The sequence below is a fragment of the Micromonospora haikouensis genome, from assembly GCF_900091595.1.
In the GTDB taxonomy this organism is placed as follows: Bacteria; Actinomycetota; Actinomycetes; order Mycobacteriales; family Micromonosporaceae; genus Micromonospora; species Micromonospora haikouensis.
Window position 1 is genome coordinate 1 of record NZ_FMCW01000040.1, and the last position, 19,215, is coordinate 19,215.

The 19,215-nt window shown below is 72.9% G+C and carries 20 protein-coding genes and 2 pseudogenes; 9 read left to right on the top strand and 13 right to left on the bottom strand.

Translation table 11 applies throughout. The features are described from left to right. A pseudogene (locus GA0070558_RS33655) lies at positions 1 to 292 on the top strand (hypothetical protein); the annotation flags it as partial. An 88-nt stretch (positions 293 to 380) separates the two neighbouring features. Continuing rightward, entirely contained in the window at positions 381 to 1,214 is an 834-nt protein-coding gene (locus GA0070558_RS29155; protein ID WP_091285694.1) for an NUDIX hydrolase, read from the top strand. 101 nt (positions 1,215 to 1,315) lie between these two features. On the opposite strand, the gene pstB is transcribed toward GA0070558_RS29155, so the two are convergent. The 7 genes from pstB to GA0070558_RS29190 form a co-directional block, all read right to left on the bottom strand. Continuing rightward, complete coding sequence (gene pstB / locus GA0070558_RS29160) at positions 1,316 to 2,092, bottom strand: phosphate ABC transporter ATP-binding protein PstB (RefSeq protein WP_091285697.1); 777 nt, start codon at positions 2,090 to 2,092, stop codon at positions 1,316 to 1,318. A gap of 20 nt (positions 2,093 to 2,112) precedes the next feature. Then, on the bottom strand, positions 2,113 to 3,201 hold the full coding sequence (gene pstA, locus GA0070558_RS29165; RefSeq protein WP_091285700.1) for a phosphate ABC transporter permease PstA: 1,089 nt from the start codon (positions 3,199 to 3,201) through the stop codon (positions 2,113 to 2,115). After that, complete coding sequence (pstC, locus tag GA0070558_RS29170; RefSeq protein ID WP_091285704.1) at positions 3,198 to 4,289, bottom strand: phosphate ABC transporter permease subunit PstC; 1,092 nt, start codon at positions 4,287 to 4,289, stop codon at positions 3,198 to 3,200. Before pstC ends, pstA begins: the two co-directional genes overlap by 4 nt. Before the next feature lie 46 nt (positions 4,290 to 4,335). Next, positions 4,336 to 5,442 carry a phosphate ABC transporter substrate-binding protein PstS gene (gene pstS / locus GA0070558_RS29175; RefSeq protein WP_091285708.1) on the bottom strand — a complete coding sequence of 369 codons (1,107 nt, stop codon included), beginning with the start codon at positions 5,440 to 5,442 and terminating at the stop codon, positions 4,336 to 4,338. Positions 5,443 to 5,742: 300 nt separating this feature from the next. Further along, positions 5,743 to 6,666, bottom strand: coding sequence for a mycothiol synthase (mshD, locus tag GA0070558_RS29180; RefSeq protein WP_091285711.1), 924 nt, complete (start codon positions 6,664 to 6,666; stop codon positions 5,743 to 5,745). 122 nt (positions 6,667 to 6,788) lie between these two features. After that, positions 6,789 to 7,673: a polysaccharide deacetylase family protein gene (locus tag GA0070558_RS29185; protein WP_091285715.1), complete on the bottom strand. Its 885-nt coding sequence runs from the start codon at positions 7,671 to 7,673 to the stop codon at positions 6,789 to 6,791. Positions 7,674 to 7,881: 208 nt separating this feature from the next. Then, complete coding sequence (locus tag GA0070558_RS29190; protein WP_043965210.1) at positions 7,882 to 8,595, bottom strand: winged helix-turn-helix transcriptional regulator; 714 nt, start codon at positions 8,593 to 8,595, stop codon at positions 7,882 to 7,884. A gap of 252 nt (positions 8,596 to 8,847) precedes the next feature. Between GA0070558_RS29190 and GA0070558_RS29195 the strand changes: the two genes are divergently transcribed. From GA0070558_RS29195 to GA0070558_RS29210, 5 genes are all read left to right on the top strand, one after another. Beyond that, on the top strand, positions 8,848 to 9,900 hold the full coding sequence (locus GA0070558_RS29195; protein WP_091285717.1) for a hypothetical protein: 1,053 nt from the start codon (positions 8,848 to 8,850) through the stop codon (positions 9,898 to 9,900). Between the two features lie 173 nt (positions 9,901 to 10,073). After that, a complete protein-coding gene (locus GA0070558_RS29200) occupies positions 10,074 to 10,862 on the top strand; it encodes an LmeA family phospholipid-binding protein (RefSeq protein ID WP_091285720.1) in 789 nt (262 codons plus the stop codon). Positions 10,863 to 10,979: 117 nt separating this feature from the next. Then, positions 10,980 to 11,057: an Ms5788A family Cys-rich leader peptide gene (locus GA0070558_RS35080; protein ID WP_311202345.1), complete on the top strand. Its 78-nt coding sequence runs from the start codon at positions 10,980 to 10,982 to the stop codon at positions 11,055 to 11,057. Positions 11,058 to 11,262: 205 nt separating this feature from the next. Continuing rightward, the gene (locus tag GA0070558_RS29205; protein WP_077938150.1) at positions 11,263 to 12,111 is read left to right on the top strand and encodes a sulfurtransferase; all 849 of its coding nucleotides are present in this window, start codon (positions 11,263 to 11,265) and stop codon (positions 12,109 to 12,111) included. 3 nt (positions 12,112 to 12,114) lie between these two features. Further along, complete coding sequence (locus tag GA0070558_RS29210) at positions 12,115 to 12,447, top strand: DUF1416 domain-containing protein (RefSeq protein ID WP_077938151.1); 333 nt, start codon at positions 12,115 to 12,117, stop codon at positions 12,445 to 12,447. A gap of 149 nt (positions 12,448 to 12,596) precedes the next feature. On the opposite strand, the pseudogene GA0070558_RS29215 reads toward GA0070558_RS29210, so the two are convergent. Both GA0070558_RS29215 and GA0070558_RS34700 read right to left on the bottom strand, forming a co-directional pair. Further along, a pseudogene (locus tag GA0070558_RS29215) lies at positions 12,597 to 12,845 on the bottom strand (hypothetical protein); the annotation flags it as partial. Then, complete coding sequence (locus tag GA0070558_RS34700; RefSeq protein WP_091285728.1) at positions 12,842 to 13,042, bottom strand: DivIVA domain-containing protein; 201 nt, start codon at positions 13,040 to 13,042, stop codon at positions 12,842 to 12,844. The pseudogene GA0070558_RS29215 and the gene GA0070558_RS34700, both read right to left, overlap by 4 nt. A 468-nt stretch (positions 13,043 to 13,510) precedes the next feature. Between GA0070558_RS34700 and GA0070558_RS29225 the strand changes: the two genes are divergently transcribed. Then, entirely contained in the window at positions 13,511 to 13,750 is a 240-nt protein-coding gene (locus tag GA0070558_RS29225) for a winged helix-turn-helix domain-containing protein (protein ID WP_091285731.1), read from the top strand. A 135-nt stretch (positions 13,751 to 13,885) separates the two neighbouring features. Here the strand turns inward: GA0070558_RS29225 and GA0070558_RS29230 are convergent, their stop codons facing one another. From GA0070558_RS29230 to GA0070558_RS29235, 3 genes are all read right to left on the bottom strand, one after another. Continuing rightward, positions 13,886 to 14,431 carry a DinB family protein gene (locus GA0070558_RS29230; RefSeq protein WP_369523396.1) on the bottom strand — a complete coding sequence of 182 codons (546 nt, stop codon included), beginning with the start codon at positions 14,429 to 14,431 and terminating at the stop codon, positions 13,886 to 13,888. 235 nt (positions 14,432 to 14,666) lie between these two features. Next, positions 14,667 to 14,807 (bottom strand): hypothetical protein, encoded by a 141-nt coding sequence (locus GA0070558_RS33665; protein WP_176734426.1) that lies wholly within the window; start codon positions 14,805 to 14,807, stop codon positions 14,667 to 14,669. Positions 14,808 to 14,818: 11 nt separating this feature from the next. After that, complete coding sequence (locus GA0070558_RS29235; RefSeq protein WP_091285819.1) at positions 14,819 to 16,024, bottom strand: glycosyltransferase; 1,206 nt, start codon at positions 16,022 to 16,024, stop codon at positions 14,819 to 14,821. Positions 16,025 to 16,238: 214 nt separating this feature from the next. Here GA0070558_RS29235 and GA0070558_RS29240 point away from each other — a divergent pair, with 214 nt between their 5' ends. Further along, entirely contained in the window at positions 16,239 to 17,093 is an 855-nt protein-coding gene (locus GA0070558_RS29240; protein ID WP_077938155.1) for a hypothetical protein, read from the top strand. A gap of 65 nt (positions 17,094 to 17,158) precedes the next feature. Here GA0070558_RS29240 and GA0070558_RS29245 read toward each other — a convergent pair whose 3' ends face one another. Next, on the bottom strand, positions 17,159 to 19,213 hold the full coding sequence (locus GA0070558_RS29245; RefSeq protein ID WP_091285735.1) for an amylo-alpha-1,6-glucosidase: 2,055 nt from the start codon (positions 19,211 to 19,213) through the stop codon (positions 17,159 to 17,161). Between the last annotated feature and the right edge of the window lie 2 nt (positions 19,214 to 19,215).

Genomic DNA, 19,215 nt, shown 5'->3' on the forward strand with positions numbered 1-19,215 from the left:
AGACCCGGACCGGGCCAGCTTCACCATCGCGCTCCACGCGGCCCGTGACCAGGTCATCCACGCCGCCGGTGTCATCGCCGGCACCGTCACCGACCTGATCGGCAGAATCGGCCGCCTCGTCCTGGACCAACTACTGCCCGAACGTCGGCTACGCGTCAACGCCCGCACCGTCAAACGCGCCATCTCCAAATACAACGCCCGCGGCCCGAACATCGACCGACGCACCTACCAGGCCACCATCAGTCTCAACATCCTCGCCGGGCCGGTCTTGACAACCAGCCCGGAACCTTAACTACCCGGCATTGACGCTAGCCGGGCGGGAGCCGACCCCCCACCGCCGCCGGACCAGCCGATCCATCCTGCGGGACTACGCTCGCGGCATGACGATCGACAGCCACGGTTTCCCCGCCCCGCCGGCCCTCGTCGAGCACGCCCGGCGGTTCCGCGCCGAGGGCGGCACGCCCGCGCGGCCCCGGGTCGCGGCCACCGTGCTGCTGCTGCGCCCGGCCGGCGACGACTTCGAGGTGTACGTCATCCGTCGCGTCGCCGCGATGGCCTTCGGCGGCGTGTACGCGTTTCCCGGCGGCGGGGTGGACCCGTCCGACTCGGCGGCGCACCTCGACTGGGCCGGGCCCGAGCCGGCGGGCTGGGCCGGGCGGCTGGGCGTCGCGCCGGACGCCGCCCAGGCGGTGGTGTGCGCCGCCGCCCGCGAGGTCTTCGAGGAGTCCGGGGTGCTGCTGGCCGGCACGTACCCGTCGACTGTGGTGGGCGACGTCAGCGGGGACGACTGGGAGGCCGCCCGGCAGGACCTGGAGGCCCGCCGGCGGGGCTTCGCCGAGCTGCTCGCCGGGCGGGGGCTGACCCTCCGGTCGGACCTGCTGCTGCCGTGGAGCCGGTGGATCACCCCGGAGTTCGAGCCGCGCCGCTTCGACACGTACTTCTTCGTGGCCCTGCTGCCGATGGGGCAGCGCACCCGGGACGTCTCCGGCGAGGCCGACCACACCATGTGGGTACGCCCGGCGGACGCCCTGGCCCGCGCGGAGGCCGGCGAGCTGACCATGCTGCCGCCGACCCTGGTGACGCTGGCCGAGGTGGCCGCCGCCGGCGACCTGGCCGGGGTGGCCCGGGCGTCGGCCACCCGCGACGCGGCGACGCCGATCACCCCCCGCCTGGACCTGCCGGCCGACGGCGAGCCCCGCTTCGTGCTCGGCTGAGCGCCCTCCCCTGGCGGCAGCCTTCCGGGTTAGGAAGGGCCCCTTGTACGACAGAATGCGTTAACAGGGGGCCCTTCCTTGCACAGCTCCTTGCACGCGGCTCAGCCGAAGCGACCCGTGATGTAGTCCTCGGTCTTCTTCTGGCTCGGGTTGCTGAAGATCTTCTGGGTGTTGTCGTACTCGATGAGGCGGCCCGGGTCGCCCGTCTCCTCGATCGAGAAGAAGGCCGTGCGGTCGGAGACGCGGGCGGCCTGCTGCATGTTGTGCGTGACGATGATGATGGTGAACTTGTCCTTGAGCTGGAACATCAGGTCCTCGATCGCCAGCGTGGAGATCGGGTCCAGCGCCGAGCACGGCTCGTCCATCAGCACCACCTGCGGCTCGACGGCGATCGTGCGGGCGATGCAGAGCCGCTGCTGCTGGCCGCCGGACAGGCCCGCGCCCGGCTTGCCGAGGCGGTCCTTCACCTCGTTCCAGAGGTTCGCCGCGCGCAGCGAGTTCTCGGCTGCCTCGTCCAGGATGGACTTCTTGCGTACCCCGTTGAGCCGCAGCCCGGCCACCACGTTCTCGTAGATGCTCATGGTGGGGAACGGGTTGGGCCGCTGGAAGACCATGCCGATCATCCGGCGTACGGCGGTGACGTCCACGTCGCGGTCGTAGATGTTCTGCCCGTCGATGGTGAGGTCGCCCTCGACGCGGGCGCCCGGCAGCACCTCGTGCATCCGGTTGATCGACCGCAGGAACGTCGACTTGCCGCAGCCCGACGGCCCGATGAGGGCGGTCACGGTCTTCGGCTCGACGGTCAGGTTGATGTTCTCGATCGCCTTGAAGCCGCCGTAGTAGGCGGTGACGTTGGTGGCGTCGACGCGCTTGGCCATGGTGGTGGTACCTCCGGGATTCATCGGCCGAGCCGGTTCCGGCGAGCCAGCAGCTTCGCCGCGATCGTCAGGATCAGCACGAGGGCGACCAGGGTCAGCGCCGCCGTCCACGCGCGGGCCGGGGCGTACTTCGACGCGTCGCCGGCCTGCTGGTAGACGAAGAGCGACAGCGACGACTGGTTGTTCTCGAACGGGTTGAAGTTGATCGCCGCGCCGCCGCCGGCCACGAGCAGCACCGGCGCGGTCTCGCCGGCCGCCCGCGCGATGGCGAGCATGACGCCGGTGACGATGCCGGGCAGTGCGGTCGGGAGCACGACCCGCAGGATGGTCTTCCACTTCGGCACGCCGAGGGCGTACGCCCCCTCGCGCAGCGGCGCGGGCACGAGCCGCAGCATCTCCTCGGTGGAGCGGACCACGGTGGGCAGCATCAGCACGCTCAGCGCCAGCGCGGCGGCGAAGCCGGAGAAGCCCGGCCGGCCGTCGTTGAACACCGGCGAGACGACCAGCACCCAGAAGGCCAGCACGAACAGGCCGGAGACGATGGACGGGATGCCGGTCATCACGTCGACGAAGAACCGGATCGCGAAGGCGAACCGGCCCCGGCCGTACTCGACGATGTAGATCGCGCAGAGGATGCCGAGCGGGACGGTGATCAGCGCGGCGATGCCGACCTGCTCCAGCGTCCCGACGATCGCGTGGTACGCGCCGCCGTTGGCGTCCCGGGCCCCGATGTTGTTCATCGAGGTGCCGAAGAAGTTGCCGTCGAGGCGCTCGACGCCCTTGCTGACCAGCGTCCACACCACGGAGGCCAGGGGCAGGACGGCCAGCACGAACGCGGAGTGGATCAGCGCGCTCCAGGTGCGGTTGCGGGCCGAGCGCCGCCCCTCGACGGCGTGGGCGGCGGCGAAGAGGCCGACGAGGTAGAGCAGCGCGGCGACGGCCACGACGAGCACGGGGCCGCCGATGCCGGTGCCGTACACGACGGCGGCGGCGACCGCGACGGCCCCGACGGCGATGGCCGGCGGGGCGTACTTCGGCAGCCGCTTCGCGCGGAGGCTGGCCGGCTGGGCCGGCGGCCGGGTGCGGTGCTGGGCGACGGTGGTGCTCATGCGGCCGACTCCGTGAACTCCCGGCGGCGGTAGATGATCGCCCGCGCCGTGATGTTGACGATCAGCGTGATGGTGAACAGCACCAGGCCGGAGGCGATGAGGGCGCCCCGCCCGGTGTCGTTCGCCTCGCCGAACGCGTTGGCGATGTTGGCGGCGATGGTGTTGCCGCCGTTCTCGATCAGGTTGAACGAGATGCCGAAGGTGATGCCGAGGGTCATCGCCAGCGCGATGGTCTCGCCGAGCGCGCGGCCGAGGCCGAGCATCACGGCGGCGATGATGCCGGGGCGGCCGTACGGGAGGACGGCGGTGCGGATCATCTCCCACCGGGTCGCGCCGAGCGCGAGGGCCGCCTCCTCGTTGGCGGTCGGGGTCTGGAGGAACACCTCGCGGGAGAGCGAGGTGATGATCGGCAGCACCATGATCGCCAGCACCAGCGCGCCGAGCATGATCGACTTACCGAACGGGCCGTCGCCGCCGAAGATCGGGATCCAGCCGAAGTAGGTGTTCAGCCACACCGAGAAGTCCCGGACCGGGTTGACGAAGATGTCCCGCCCCCAGAGGCCGAAGACCACGCTCGGCACGGCGGCCAGCAGGTCGATCAGGAAGCCCAGCGCGGTGCCGAGCCGGCGCGGCGCGTAGTGCGACAGGTAGAGCGCGATGCCCAGCGCCACCGGCACCGCGATCAGCAGCGCCAGCGCCGAGCTGAGCACCGTGCCGAAGGCGAGGGTGCCGATGCCGAACTTCGGGGCGGTGTCGTTGGGCGACCAGCCCTCGTACGTCCAGAAGTTCGCGGTGTTGGCGCGCAGGGCCGGCACCGCCTTGGCGATCAGGAAGACCGCGATGGCGGCGATGATCACCAGGACGGCGGTGCCGGCGGCCAGGGTCAGACCCCGGAAGGCACGTTCCGCGCCGAAGGCCCGCGCCCGGGGCAGGCCACCGCCGCCGCCGAGGCCGTCCCCGCCGGGGGTACGGGTGCTGACTGGTGCCTCGGCCACACGCGCCGAGGCACCGGCGGGTCGCCCGTGGCCGGAGGCCACGTGGATCCCGCCGGTGCCGGCGTCGGCCGAGCGGGGAGGGGTTTCACCCATCTGCTCGCTCGCTTCGAGTTGAGGGAGGTGGTGGTGTCGGGTCCGGTCAGGAGAGGTTCTTGACCGCGGCCTCGACCTTGGTGCGGACCGAGTCCGGCAGCGGGGCGTAGCCCAGCTCGGTCAGCTCGGCCTGGCCCTGGGCGCTGGCGGCGTGGCCCAGCAGGCCCTTGACCAGCGGCAGCTTGTCGGCCGCGATGCCCTTGCTGCAGACGATCTCGTAGGTCACCAGGACGATCGGGTACGCCCCGGCCTCCTTGGTGCTGTAGTCGACCGACATCTTCAGGTCGTCGCCCTGGCCCTCGATCTTGGCCCCGGCGATGGTCTTGCCCGCGTTCTCGGCGGTCAGCTCGGCGTACTCGCCCGCGCCGTTACCGATCTTGGCCATCTTCAGGCCGGCGTTCTCGGCGAAGGACCACTCCATGTAGCCGATCGAGCCGTCCGCGCCCTTGACGGAGCTGGCCACGCCGTCCGAGCCCTTGGCGCCGGTGCCGCCCGGGGCCTTCCACGCCTTGGCGTTCTCGAAGGTCCAGTCCGCGGCCGAGGTCTTGGCCAGGAACTTGGTGAAGTTGTCGGTGGTGCCGGACTCGTCGGAGCGGTGCACCGTCTGGATGGTGGTCGACGGCAGCTTGGCGTCCGGGTTGTCGGCCTTGATCGCCGGGTCGTCCCACTTGGTGACCTTGCCCGCGAAGATCTTCGCGAGGGTGGCCGGCTTGAGCTGGAGGTTGTCCACGCCGCTGACGTTGTAGGCGACGGCGACCGGGCCGATCACCATCGGCAGGTGGATGGCCTGGCCGCCGGTGCACTTGGCGTCGGCCTGCGGCTGCTCCTCGGGCTTGAGGGCCGAGTCGGAGCCGGCGAAGTCGGCGGTGCCGGCGATGAACGCCTGGATGCCCGCGCCCGAGCCGGACGGCTCGTAGTTGATCGTGCTGCCGGCGCACTTCTGCTGGTACGCCTTGATCCACTCGGCCATGGCGTTCTTCTGGGCCGACGAGCCCTGCGCGTTCAGGGTGCCGGTGGCGCAGTCGGCCGCGGCGGCCGAGCCGGACGCGGAGGCGCCGCTGGCGGGCTCGTTGTTGTCCGAGCCGCATGCACTGAGACCGAGCACCGCAGTAAGAGCGAGGCAGGCGATAGTGCCGTGCCGCTGGAGCTTCACCTGAGGGGTTTCCCTTCACGTCTGGACGGGCCGTTCCCGGCTGGGTGGGCCCGGGGGAGGGCCGGCGTGACCCGGCTGAACTGAAAGTTAGGAGGGCCAGGTAGCCGGATCGCCGGTCGCAAGTGAACGAGGAGTGAACAGGTGCGGCCGGGCGGGTGGCCGTGGGCTGAGGAAGGGTTGTCCATTTCGTGAACTCGCGGCCGACTATCGCTATTAATGCGATATATCCGGGCAGCCGTTATCGCGCCGAGGCCGTGGTGTGACATCGCCGTGACGCGGAAACCGGGGGGAAGTAGAGCCTCAGCCGAGGTGGTAGTTGACGTGCGCGCACCAGCGGGCGAAGCCGGCCCGCTCGTAGAGGGCGACCGCCCCGGTGTTCGACTCGTCCACGTAGAGCATCACCCGGTCCAGCCCGCGCCGGCGCAGGTGAGCCAAACCGGCCGCCGTGAGCGCCTTGCCGAGCCCGCCGCCGTGCGCGGCCGGGTCGACCCCGAGCACGTACACCTCGCCGATGCCGGCCGCGCCGGGCCGGGAATGCACCTTGGTCCAGTGGAAGCCGAGCAGCCGGCCGGTGTCCGTGGCGACGGCGAGCAGGAAACCGGCCGGATCGAACCACGGCTCGGCGAGGCGTACCCGCAGGTCGTCCACCGTCCAGCGGCCCTGCTCGGGGTGGCTGGCGAAGGCCCGGGCGTTGAGCGCGAGCCACTCCGCGTCGTCCCGCCCCGGCACGAACGCGCGCAGCGTCACCCCGTCGGGCAGGCGCGGCTCGGGCGGCGGGTCGGCCAACGGCCGGCGCAGCTGCCAGAGCACCCGGGCCCGGGTGAGGCCGAGGTCGACGCCCAGCGCGGCGGCGGACGGGTGGTCGCCGTGCGCCCACGCGCGTACCGGCCCGGTGGCGGCGGCGAGGACCTCCCGGGCCAGCGCCCGGCCGGTGCCCCGCCGCCGGTGCGCGGGGTGCACGGCCAGCTCCACGCCGACACCCCCGGCCGGGTCGGTGGTGTCCAGGTGGGCGTACCCGGTCAGGGCGCCGTCCGGCGCGCGGGCCGTGAGGTGCACGGCCGGGGCGTGCGGGTCGCGCAGGCGCAGCAGCGTGTGCTCGTCGAACGGGTCGGCCCCGTCGGCGTCGCCCGCCGCGCGGGCCAGGGCCAGCACGTCGGCCACCTCGCCCGGCGTCAGCAGGTCGGCCCGGGTCACCCGGTCGGTCGTCGGCTCGGCGCTGCTCATCCGACCAACGGTAGCGGGACCGCCGGCCGGGCGGGGCCGGCAGGCGTCGTCGCGTTCGGTGTGGGCCTGGGCGAGTTCCGCGGGGGCAGGCGCGACAGCCGGCCCGGGCACCGGCCGTCGGCTCAGGTGGTGCCCGTCGGCAGGGCCTCCAGCCGGAACCGGGCGGCCAGGTCCGGCAGGAGGCTGCGCAGCGCGTCCACCGTGCCCTGCCGGTTGCCGCCGGCGTCGTGCAGCAGCACGATCGAGCCCGGCTGTGCCTCGGCGGAGACGTCGTGGACGATCCGGGTCGCCCCCGGGGCCTTCCAGTCCGACGGGTCGACGGTCCAGTGCAGGGGGACCAGCCCCAGCTCCTCGGCCACGGACACCACCGGGTACGTCCACGCGCCGCCCGGCTGGCGGTAGTAGGCGATCTCGGCGTCCGGCACGGCGGCCCGGATCGCCGCGTTGGTGCGCAGCAGGTCGGCCCGGATGACGTCGGTCGACCGCTTGCCGAGCAGCTCGTCGTGGTGCCAGGAGTGGTTGCACAGGGTGTGGCCGTCGGCCACGATCGCCTGGATCAGGTCGGGGTGGCTCTGCGCGTTCTCGCCGACCACGCAGAACGTGGCCGTGACGCCGTACTCCCGCAGCAGCGCCAGGACCTGCGGCGTGTACTGCGGGTCCGGCCCGTCGTCGAAGGTCAGCGCCACCTGCGCCGTCCCGGTGGTGACCCGGGCGCCGAACAGGCCGTCGCCCCCGCTCTCCGGTGACTGCGCGGTTCCGCCGTCCTGACCGGCCTCGGTGGGCGCGGCGGGACCGCCGGCGGAGGAGGGCGGCGCCCCGCCCCGGCCGGGGCCGGTCTGCGCGGGCTGGTCGGCGAAGCTCGGGTCGTCCGCGCTCGCCGTGATCCCGGTGGCCTGCCGGGTCGGGCCGGGCACCATGCTGCGGCCCAGCGCGTACGCGGAGCCGAGCAGGGAGACCACCACGAGGGTGGCGAGCGCCACGAACCGCCCGGTCGCGTCGACGCGCATCAGTGGTCGCCGCCGCTCGGTTGCGGGGGCCGGCCCCTCGTCGCCCCCGTGGTCATCGCACGCACCGTCGCCCCTTTCCTCGGCCACTTCGCCAGTCAGGATAAAACTGGCTAGTGGTGCAAAAGGGGCAAATCGGCAATCACGTGGCTCGGGCTGGCACCGGGCGGGTCAGCCGGGGGACAGGGCCGGGCGGAAGCTGAACGGGCGGTCAGACCGGGATCGGGGCGTGCTCCGACTCGGGCAGCGACCGCGACGGCGGCACGACGAACTTGTAGCCGACCTGCCGCACGGTGCCGATCATCGACTCGTACTCCGAGCCGAGCTTCGCCCGCAGCCGCCGCACGTGCACGTCCACGGTGCGGGTGCCGCCGAAGTAGTCGTAGCCCCAGACCTCGCGTAGCAGCTGGTCCCGGGTGAAGACCCGGCCCGGGTGCTGGGCCAGGAACTTCAACAGCTCGAACTCCTTGTACGTCAGGTCGAGCGGCCGGCCCTTGAGCTTCGCGGCGTACGTGTCGGGGTCGATGCTCAGCTCGCCGGCCCGGATCGAGCCGCCCGCCCCGGACGTGGCGTTGCTCAACCGGCCGACCGCAAGCCGCAGCCGCGCCTCCACCTCGGCCGGACCGGCGCTGGCGAGGATGACGTCGTCGACGCCCCAGTCCGCGTTCAGCGCGATCAGCCCGGCCTCGGTGACCACCGCGACCAGCGGCACACCGAGCCCGGTGGCGTGCAACATCCGGCAGGTCGCCCGGGCCTCGCTCAGCTCCGAACGCGCGTCCACGAGGACGGCGTCCGGGCTCGGGCCGGCAACCAGCGTGCGGACGTCGCGGGGCGCGGTGCGCACCGAGTGTGGCAGCAGGTCGAGCGCCGGCAGCACCACCGATGGTTCACCTGCGCGCGCAGTCACCAGCAGCAGGATCTCCACACGATCACCTCCGTCCCGGCGGCCCTCAAGGCCGCTCGCGACCAGCAGCACCCTGAGGCGGGGTGCGCTGAGAACTTGCGTGGGTCCCGGCGTCGCTGACGGGCGGGTAACGGCTTGAGCGTAACCGATCGCTCCGTCCGTGCCTCCAGGTCGTTTCCCGTTTGTCGGCCTTGCCCACGATCGCGCCGCAGGTTTTAACGTCGCGGAAACCGTGGCCACCGATCCGACACCCCGGTCTGGCACGATCAGGGCGTGTTTCCCTCGACCTCCTCCGAGGCCGGCCGGGACCCGTGGGCCGACGAGGCCCACCCTGGGCCGGCCGGTCGTGCGCACCCACCGGCCCCGCGCACCGGCCCGGACGTCGACGACGACGCCCCTCCGGCACGCCGTGGGCGGCCCCGCCGGCTGCGCCGGGGCGGCGAACCCGCCCGGCGTCCCGACGACGAGGCCATCGACGAGCTGGACGAGGAGGAGATCGAGCCGGTCGAAATACGCCGGCCGCTCGCCCTGACCGTCGCCGGGTTCGCCGCGCTGCTCGGCGTCGGCCTGGTGCTCGGCGCGCAGACCGCCGGTCCCGGGCACCGGCTGCCGTTCGCGCTCATCATCTTCGGCGTACAACTGATCTTCGTCCTGGCCTGGACGATGGCCATGCGCCCGCCCGCCCTGCTGCTGGTGGCGCTCACCAGCGCCGTGGTGGCCGCCGCCGCCGACACCGCCGCCGTGCGATCCGACGTCGCCGGCCTCGCCCCGCTGGGCTACCTCGCGGCCGGGGGCTTCCTGCTCGGCGTGCTCGGTCAACTGGTCCGCCGGGTCGACCGCGTCCGGGTCACCGACTCGCTCGGCACCACGCTGCTGATCGTCGTCGGCGTGGTCGCGTTCGCCACGCTGATCGTGCTCAGCCGGATCCCGGCGGGCACCCAGGCGATCACCGTCTGCCTCACCGCCACCGGCGTCGCGCTGACCGTGGCCCGGATCACCGACGCGGTGCTGCCCTGGCCCCGGCTCGCCCCGCAGGTGCCCCGGGGCGCGGCCGGCGTCGTGATCGGCGCGATGGTCGGCACCCTCGCCAGCGCGGTCCTCGGCAGCTTCCTGGTCGGCTTCACCCCGACCAGCGGAGCGGTGATCGGCCTGGTCACCGCCGCCACCGCCGTGCTCGCCGACCTCGCCGTCGGATACGCGGAGGCGGGGCGCCTGATGGCCGGCGAGCCGCCGACGATGTGGGTCGCCCGGCACATGCAGGGCCCGCTCGGCGGCTTCGCCCTGGCCGCCCCGGCGGCGTACGCCATGTGCGTGCTGTTCCTCTGACCGGTCCTCCGGCCGCTCCCCGGCCGCTCCTCCGACCGTCCGAGGGGCGGCCGGCTGGTCGGACCGCGCGGCGCGACAGGCGGTTGGGGCTTTCCCGCTTCGGGTACTCTCCGGGGCGCCGCTCGGGCGGCAGCCGGTGCCAGGGGCGCGCCGGCACGACAGAAGGAGGCGGCGTGGCGACGGCCCACCCGGCGTACGAGGAACGTCCCCGGCGACGCGGGCGCAAGGTGCTCATCACGCTGCTGGTCCTGCTGCTGATCCTGGGCGGGCTGCTGGTCGCTGCCGACCGGGTCGCCGCCGGGGTGGCCGAACGGGCCATCACCGACCAGGTCAGCCAGGAGATCACCAAACAGGGCGCCCAGTCCTCGCCGCCCGAGGTCGAGGTCGCCGGCTTCCCCTTCCTCACCCAGGTGCTCGACGGCAGGTACGAGCGGATCTCCATCCGGCTGCGCGACGTGCGGGGCTCGGTGAACGGCGACGCGGTGGCCCTGCCCGAGCTCGACGTCGACGCCCGCAACGTGCGGGCCTCCCTGGAGACCCTGCGCACCCAGCAGGGCGACGTGGTCGCCGAGACCGTCGACGGCACCGGCACCATCACGTACGAGAGCCTGGCCGCGCTCCTCAACCGGCCCGGCCTGACCCTCGGCGAGCGCGACGGCCGGCTCGCCGTCACCGCCCCCGTCGACATCCTCGGGCAGAAGCTGACGCTCACCGGGACCGCCGACGTGACCGTCGGTGACAAGGGCGCGATCTCGCTGCGCTTCAACGACGTCGACGCCGAGGGGCTGCCGAACATCCCGATGGCCCGCAACATGCTGCGGGGCATCGCCCAGGACATCTCGATCGACGTCCCCCTGCCCGACCTGCCGTTCCAGCTCGCGGTGCGCGAGGTCAAGCCGCTGCCGCAGGGCCTCGCGGTGACCGTCGCCGCCAAGGACGTCCCGATCAACTCGGCCGGCTGACCGCCCGCTCCCGTCCGCACGGCGTGCGCCCGGCCGGCGACTGTCGGTCGGGACGGGCGTCCCGGATGCTGGTCGGGCCGGTGGCGGGATCCGGGATCGCTGGTAGTGTCCCTGCTCATGGGGACGCTCCTCACCAAACGGCGCGCGGTCGACCTGTGCCGCGTGGCCACCTGCCTGTGTCGCCCCGTCATCTGACGGCGGGGCTGTCCTCGGCCGCCTGACGGCGGCCACCGGCCACAGGGTCTGCGTACCCTCCCGGTTCTTCCCCCTGAACGCCCGGCAGCGGCGCCGTCGCACGAACCCGTGATCCCGTCCTTCCTCTGGGTCCCGCGCGGGGTGCGACAGCTACAGACTTCGTACTCGCGCAGGCTCACCATCCACCTCACCAGGGAGTGATCTGATGAGTCGCGACACCGCACTCGTCTCGGCCGAGTGGGCCGAGAAGAACATCGACGCCCCGGGCGTCGTCTTCGTCGAGGTCGACGAAGACACCTCGGCCTACGACACCGGCCACATCGCCGGCGCCATCAAGCTCGACTGGCGCACCGACCTGCAGGACCCGGTCCGCCGGGACTTCGTCAACAAGTCCCAGTTCGAGGCGCTGCTCTCCGAGCGCGGCATCTCCAACGACGACGTCGTCGTCCTGTACGGCGGCAACAACAACTGGTTCGCCGCGTACGCGTACTGGTACTTCAAGCTCTACGGCCACCGCGACGTCAAGCTGCTCGACGGCGGCCGCAAGAAGTGGGAGCTGGACGCCCGCCCGCTGGTGACCGACGCGGTGACCCGCCCGGCCACCCAGTACGTCGCGCAGGAGCCGGATACCTCGATCCGTGCCTTCCGCGACGAGGTCGTCGCCGCGATCGGCACCAAGAACCTGGTCGACGTGCGCAGCCCCGACGAGTTCGCCGGCCGGCTGCTCGCCCCCGCCCACCTCCCGCAGGAGCAGGCCCAGCGCGCCGGTCACATCCCCACCGCGATCAGCGTGCCGTGGTCCAAGGCGGCGAACGAGGACGGCACCTTCAAGTCCGACGACGAGCTGCGCAAGATCTACGCCGCGGCCGGGCTGGACGACAGCTTGGAGACCATCGCCTACTGCCGGATCGGCGAGCGCTCCTCGCACACCTGGTTCGTGCTCCAGGAGCTGCTCGGCCACGCCAACGTGAAGAACTACGACGGATCCTGGACCGAGTACGGCTCGCTGGTCGGCGTGCCGGTCGCGCTCGGCGACGAGCCCGGGGAGGCCTGAGCCATGACTGCTCCCACCGCTCCTACCGCTGCCGGGTGCGCCGCGCCCGACCAGGCCGCCCCGCTGCCGGCCAGCCTGGACCTGGAGAAGGAGACCGTCATCACCGGTGCCGTCCGGTCCGAGGCGGGCGACGCCGTCGCGGGCGCGTACGTCCGGCTGCTCGACTCGACCGGTGAGTTCACCGCCGAGGTGGTCACCTCCCCGGCCGGCCAGTTCCGGTTCTTCGCCGCCCCGGGCACCTGGACGCTGCGGGCGCTGTCCCGGCACGGCAACGGCGACACCACCGTGACCGCCGCGCGCGGCATCAACGAGGTAACGGTCACCGTAGCGCCGTAGGTGTAAGGAAGGGCCCCCTGTTAACGCTTTCTGTATAGGAAGGGCCCCCTCCTAACACCTCGGCACCGCACGCGCATCGGCTCGGGCCGGTCGCCCCGCACAAGGGGTGACCGGCCCGAGCCGTGCCGATTCCCGGGAGCGCGTCACGAGGTGCAGCCGCCGGCATGATCGACGTGGCGCACGCAGCGGCGTCGACCGCCGAGCCTCCGGTCGCAGAAGACCTGGTGCTGCGCGTCCGGCGCGCCCTCCTCCGACACCGTCGTCTCGCCGAGCACCAGCTCCGGCAGGAACGCCAGCGACCGGCCGATCGCGCGGGCCAGCAGCCGCGCCGCCGGCAGGTCGTCGGCGGCGACAGTCAGGTGTACGACGTACCGCTCGCGTCCGGTCGCGGCGGTCACCCGCGCACCACCCGGGGCCCGAACCGGGACTGCCAGTCGCGGAGCGCGCCCTTGATCCGCGCGTTCTCCTCCCGGGTACGGGCCAACTCGGCGTGCAGCGCGGCCAGCTCGTCAGCGATCCGGCGCAGGTAGCCGTCCACCTCGGCCGGGTCCAGCCCGCTGCGGCAGCGGCCGAACCGCTGCTGCCGCACCTGCATGGCGCAGAGCGGCCGGTACGCCGCCGACCGGTGATGGTGGCCCGCGTTGTGCCGCCCCGGCGGCCCGGACCGGCCGGTGGGGCGGGCGCTGAGTCGGTTGGTCGTGGGTCGGCTGGTCGCGCGGTGTCGGGCCGGTGGGCGGCGGTCGGGTGGCCGCCCGGCTGTTGCCGAGCGGCCGGTTGCCGTCAACCGGTTCCGGCGAAACAGCCGGAGGAGCCTGCGCACGATGAGGACCACCTCTCCGCAAGGGCAGCCGGGAACAGCGCTGCCAGGGAAGATGGTCGGGACGGGTGTATCCCTTCCGACTCCGACACCCGCCCCGACCGGGGGAAGAGCCCTACTCGTTGCCACGCGAGGAGCGCTCACCGCCTAACTTAAATAAGGAAGAGGTTGAACACAAGGTAAGGGCGGAACTTGTCGGATGGTGTGTCGCCGTGATCGAATCGGAGGTGCCACGCGAGGAGTGCCATGCCTGCGACCCCGGACTACCTCCGGATTGCTGACGAGATAGTTGCCGACGTCAGGTCGGGGAAGTACAAGCCGGGGGATAAGTTGCCCTCGATTGCCCAACTGTGTAAGCAGTACTTCGTAAGCCCGTCGACGATCCAGCTTGTCAATGTGCGGCTGGAGGCGCTCGGGGTGATCAGCCGTCACCAGGGCAAGGGCATCTTCGTCACGGATCCGGAGACGTGGCTGCGCAAGCCCTGACCGCGCCCCGCCGCTGCCGGCGAGCGGAAGCCGGTGTAGATCTTGGAAGATGTCGGCCCCCAGAGGGGCCATAAACTTCCAAGATCTCCTATTTGCAGGGCGGCAGGGCGGCAGGGGGCCGCAGGGTGCCGCCCCTTATCCGTCCGACGCCTGCTCGGCGGCCCGCTGCACCCGGGCGCGGTGCTCCGCCCATCGGCTCGCCTCGGCGTACGGTAGGTTGTCGATGTCCCGCAGCAGCCCGGCGGTGCCGTCGATCGTCTCCCGGACGATGTCCGCGTGCCCGGCGTGCCGGTGGCTCTCGGCGGTCACGTGCACCAGGACCCCGTGCAGGGTCAGCCGGTTGCGGCCGGCCGGCCACCAGGGGACGGTGCCGATCGCGTCGAGCGGCAGCGCCTCGATCGTCGCGTCGGCGTGTGCCCAGGCCCGACGGTAGAGCGCGACGATCTGCTCGCGGGACTCGTCGGCGGTCGCCCACATGTCCGCGTTGGGGTCGGTGTCGGAGTCGAGCCACAGCATCGACTCGTCGTGCGGCCGGCCGAACGTCGGCCCGAAGTAGCCGAACTCGACGCCGGCCAGGTGCTTGACCAGCCCCAGCAGGTTGGTGCCGGTCGGGGTGACGGGCCGGCGTGTCGTACTCGGAGAGCCCGTCGAGCTTCCACAGCAGGGCCTCGCGGGCGTCACAAAGGTATCGGTGCAGGTCGGCCTTGGCGTCGAGTGGCGTCATCCGCACACCCTCCCACCCGCGCTCCCGCCCCTGCCGCCCCTCCCGCTCCCCTGCCCGCGCCGATCTTGCACTTAGGGCCCCGAATCTGTCTCTTTTGTCGCTTACGCGGGGGCCGAAACTGCAAGATCGCGGGAGGCGGGAGGCGGGAGGCGGGAGGCGGGAGGCGGGGAGCGGGGGCGGGGCAGGCGGGGGTCAGTTGCCTCGGCGGCGGAGCTTGGCGCCCCACTGGGCCACCGTCACCAGCAGCGCGCCGATGCCGAGGGCGAGTGCGCCGATCAGGCCGACGGCCGCCGTGGAGGCACCCGTCACCGGCAGATCCTGGCTCGCGGACATGTTCACCTCCCTTACGCGTCGGTCGTGGCGGGGACGGCGAAGCGGGTGGGGGAGGCCCACACGCACCGGTCCACCGTTGGCTGGCGGATGGCCTTGACCAGGGCGTGCACCAGGATCACCCGGTACAGCAGGTCGGCCAGCACGATCGTCGGCAGGAACAGCAGCAGGCGGGGGCGGCGCAGCCGCCAGGCGGCGAGCGCGACCCAGAGCCCCTGGCCGGCGAGCAGGAGCAGCAGGCCCGTGCCGAGGCCGGGCCCGGCGGTGGCGAGCAGCCACAGCGTGAGCGGCGCGCCGAGCACGTAGAGCAGCCAGTGGGCCATGAGCAGCACGTACGCGTAGTCGAAGCGGGTGTTCCGGCGGCCGACGCGGTGCCCGATGATGCCCTGGAAGGTGCCCCACAGCCAGCGCAGGTTCTGCTTGTACCAGTCCCGGCCGTTCGTCGGGTCCTGCAGCAGCGCGGTGGCGCGGGGGGCGTACACGACGCGGCCGAGGCCCCGGCGGTGCGTCTCCAGCACCCAGTACGTGTCGTCGACGATGTACGGCGGCTGCTGCGGCAGCAGCACGTCGAGCAGCTCGGTGCGGTAGATCGAGTTCGAGCCGGAGATGCAGTTCATGACGTTGAAGTGGCTCTGGATGCGGCGTACGACGGCCTGGTAGTTCCAGTAGCTGTAGGCGCGCTTGGCCAGCCACGGGTTCCACCGCCGCTCCGGCGGCCACCAGGTGACGTTGTGCCCGACGACGATCGCCACCCGCTCGGTGAGGTGCGCCAGCGCGGCGGTGACGAAGTCGGGCGCGACCAGCACGTCGTCGTCGAGGATGGCGACGGCCCGGTACGCGGTGCCGAGCCCGAACCGGACGTACCCGGCGTGCAGGGCGGCGGGCTTGCCGACGTTCTCCGTGAGCTCCAGCACCTCGGCCCCGGCCTCGGCGGCCTCCCGCGCGGTCGCGTCGGTGGAGGCGTCGGAGACCACGTACACCCGCGCGCCGGTGGCGCGGGCGGCCCGCACCGCCCCGGCGATCGTCGCCGCCCCGTTCCGGCAGGCGATCATGATGGCCACCTCGTCGGGGGCGACCGGCCGGTACCGGGGGAACTCGGGGCGCTCGCCGTGCCGGGTGACCCGCTCGGGGCGGAGGAAGCCGTAGCCGAAGGCGGCCACGATGAGGAACAGGACGATCCCACCGAGAGTAATCGTGGAGATCAGGAAAACTTCCCGCATGAGGCCCATTTCGCAGGTGAGGGGGTATGCGAAAGCCGCTCACGTTGCGGCGCTGCGGTAACGCTACGTGTTCCTCGTGCGGTCGCCAAATGCCGGCCCGGGTTCTGGCCGTTCGGCTGACCCGCCGCCGCCGCCCGGCGGAGTCGCGGCCGGTCAGGGGCGCGAAGCGCCGCGCGCCGGCCGGGCGTTGGGCCCCGCGTGACACGATGAGCGGGTGAGTGGTGCTGCCCCTGCCGGATACGCCCCGCCGACCGGCCCCGGCGGAAGCGGAGAGCCGACGCCGCCGGCCCGCCGGTCCCGTTGGCTGCTCGTGGCGACCGTGGCCTGGGCGGTGCTGCTCGGCGTACTCACCTGGGTCTCGGTCCGCGACGACGGGCCGACGGTCCGCGAGCAGCGCAGCCTGGCCCAGGCCGGGCCGGTGGTCGACCGCGCGGTGGGCGAGCTGGTCGCGGCGGCCGGCGACCGGGCGGTCGCGCTCACGCCGGCCCGCACGGAGCCCGGCTGCCGGGTGACCCCCCTGCTCGACGGCGCGACCCTGGAGCGCGGCGTGGAGATCCTCGACCCCGCCGCCGACCCCCGCGCGGTGCTCACCGAGGTCGCCGACCGGCTGCCGGCCGGCTGGGAGGCCGGGGTCCGGGTGACCGGCGACGGCCCCCGGCTGCGGGCCGACGCGGGGGAGTTCGTGCTGGTCGAGGGCCGCCCGGCCGGCGACGGCCGGCTCCGGCTGACCGTCCGCACCGGGTGCCGGCCCGTCGGCGACGGCTACCGCCCGCCGTCCGCGCAGGGCGGCCCGGAGGCGGACGCGCTCGCCGCCGCCCTGCGGGCGCTGGCCGCCCCCGCCGCGCCGGCCCCCGAGCTGCTCGCCGCGCCGTGCCCCGGCGGCGACCGCCAGGCCCGCACCGCCCGCGTCACCCTCGACCCCGCCCCGGCCGCGCCGGCCACCGCGCTCGCCCCGGCCGCCGGCCGCGCGGTCCTGTTCGACACCCCCGAGGGGTACGCCTACCGTGCCGGCGCGGTCACGGTGGCCCTGACCGGCGGCGACCTCACCGCCACCACGCCCTGCCCCTGACGCCCACCCGCCACGCCCGCCCCGACGTCTCGCCACCACGTCCCGCCCCGGAAACCGCGCGGGCGTCAGCGGCGCACCGGGTCGCTGGCGGTGCGGCTGCGGCCCAGCGCGTCGACCAGCCCCCACCTGCCGGGGATGTCGAGCAGCTCCACCCGGCCCATGCCCGCCGGCACCGCCGGATCGATGATCAGATGCTCGCCCTGCGGCTCCAGGCCGAGCATCACCCGCAGCAGCAGCAGCGGGGTGCCGGCCGACCAGGCCTGCGGGCTGCACGCCGTCGGATACTCCACCGGATAGTCGGTGAGGTCCCGCTCGTAGCCGGCGAACGCCTCCGGCAGCCGCCCGCCGAAGTGCCGCGACGCCGACAGGATGCCCTCGCAGATCCGGCCGGCCTCCTCGCGGAAGCCGTACCGCCACAGGCCCCACGCGATGATCGCGTTGTCGAACGGCCACACCGTGCCGACGTGGTAGCCGATCGGGTTGTAGCGGCCCTGGTCGTCGGCGAGCGTACGCACGCCCCAGCCGGAGAACAGCCGGGGCCCGAGCAGGTGCGCGGCGACCGGGCCGGCCTTGTCGGCGTCGACGATCCCGCTCCACAGCAGGTGACCGATGTTCGATGACAGGGCGTCGACGGGCTGCCCGTCCGGGTCCAGCGCCAGCGCATAGTACTCGCGGTCGGGCAGCCAGAAGTCCCGGTTGAACCGCTCCTTCAGCTCCGCCGCCTCCCGCTCCAGCCGCTCGGCGTACGCGGGATCGTTCCAGACCGTGCGGGCCAGCCGCGCCCCGCGCAGCTTCGCGTCGTACGCGTACCCCTGGGTCTCGCAGGTGGCCCGGGGGAAGCCCGGCAGCCGGCCGTCGGAGTAGGAGATCGCGTCCCAGGAGTCCTTCCAGCACTGGTTCGCCAGCCCCGTCTCCGGGTTGCGGGTCCGGTACCAGACGTACCCGGTGCCGAGCAGGTCGCCGTACGCGTCGATCCACTCCAGCGCGCCCCGGGCCGGGACCTCCAGCTGCCGCACCAGGGCGGTGTCGCCGGTCCACCGCTCGTACTCGTCGAGCAGGATCACGAACAGGGGCGTGGAGTCGGCGGAGCCGTAGTACGGCGAGTGCGGCTGCTCCTCGAACCCGGCCGTCTCGCCGTACCGCAGCTCGTGCAGGATCTTGCCGGGCTCCTCGTCGCGGAAGTCGTCGATCCGGAACCCCTGGAGACCGGCCAGCATGGTGATCGTCGGCGGCACCAGGTCCGGCAGGAACGGCAGCATCTGCAACGAGGTGAAGATGCTGTCCCGCCCGAACAGGGTCATGAACCAGGGCAACCCGGCGGCCATCAGCCGCACCCCGAGGGCGATCGACTCGTAGCGCAGGGCCGCCAGGTCGTTCAGGCTCCGCAGGTACGCCCCGGCCAGCGGCTCGCAGTCGCAGCCGAGCTTCGGCGCCCGCGCGACGATCTCCTCGTGCTCGGCCTGGATCTCGGCGACCGAGCGGGGTTCCGCGCCCAGCGGCAGGTTGGCCCGGACGTCCTCGCCCCGGGCCCCGTAGATCACCGTGGCCACGTCGAGGCGGGTCGTCCACTCGCCGTGCGGGTCGACGCACACCCGGAACGTCATGCCCGCCGGGTCGACGGTCGCCGTGGCGCTGCTGCCCACCACGGTCTCCCGGTGGAAACCCTCCCGCCGGTACGTGAACCGCAGCTCGTTCTCCCCCGGGGTGGCGGTGGCCAGGCCCTTCTTGCGCCGGGCCTGCTTGATCTCGAACAGGTCGGCGAAGTCGGCCCCCATGGCGACCCGGACGACGAACTCGACCTGCCGCCCGGAGTGGTTGAGCACGGTCAGCTCCTCGGCGAAGCTGCCGCCGATGGACCGGCTGCGGATCACCGACACCTTCGCGTCGAGGTAGTGCGTCGGCGCGCCGGGCACCAGGAAGAACCGGGTGCGGTACGAGAACGCGTCGTCGGTGGAGAGCGGATGCAGCCGCTCCCCGTCGACGGTCAGCACCCAGGTCGACAGGAACCGGGTGTCGAAGGAGAACAGCCCGGTCGGGAAGTCCTGCGACGGCTCGATGTCGCCCCGCCGGTCGCTGACCAGGAAGGTGTTGCCGTCGAGGATGCTGACCTGCTCCCTCACGC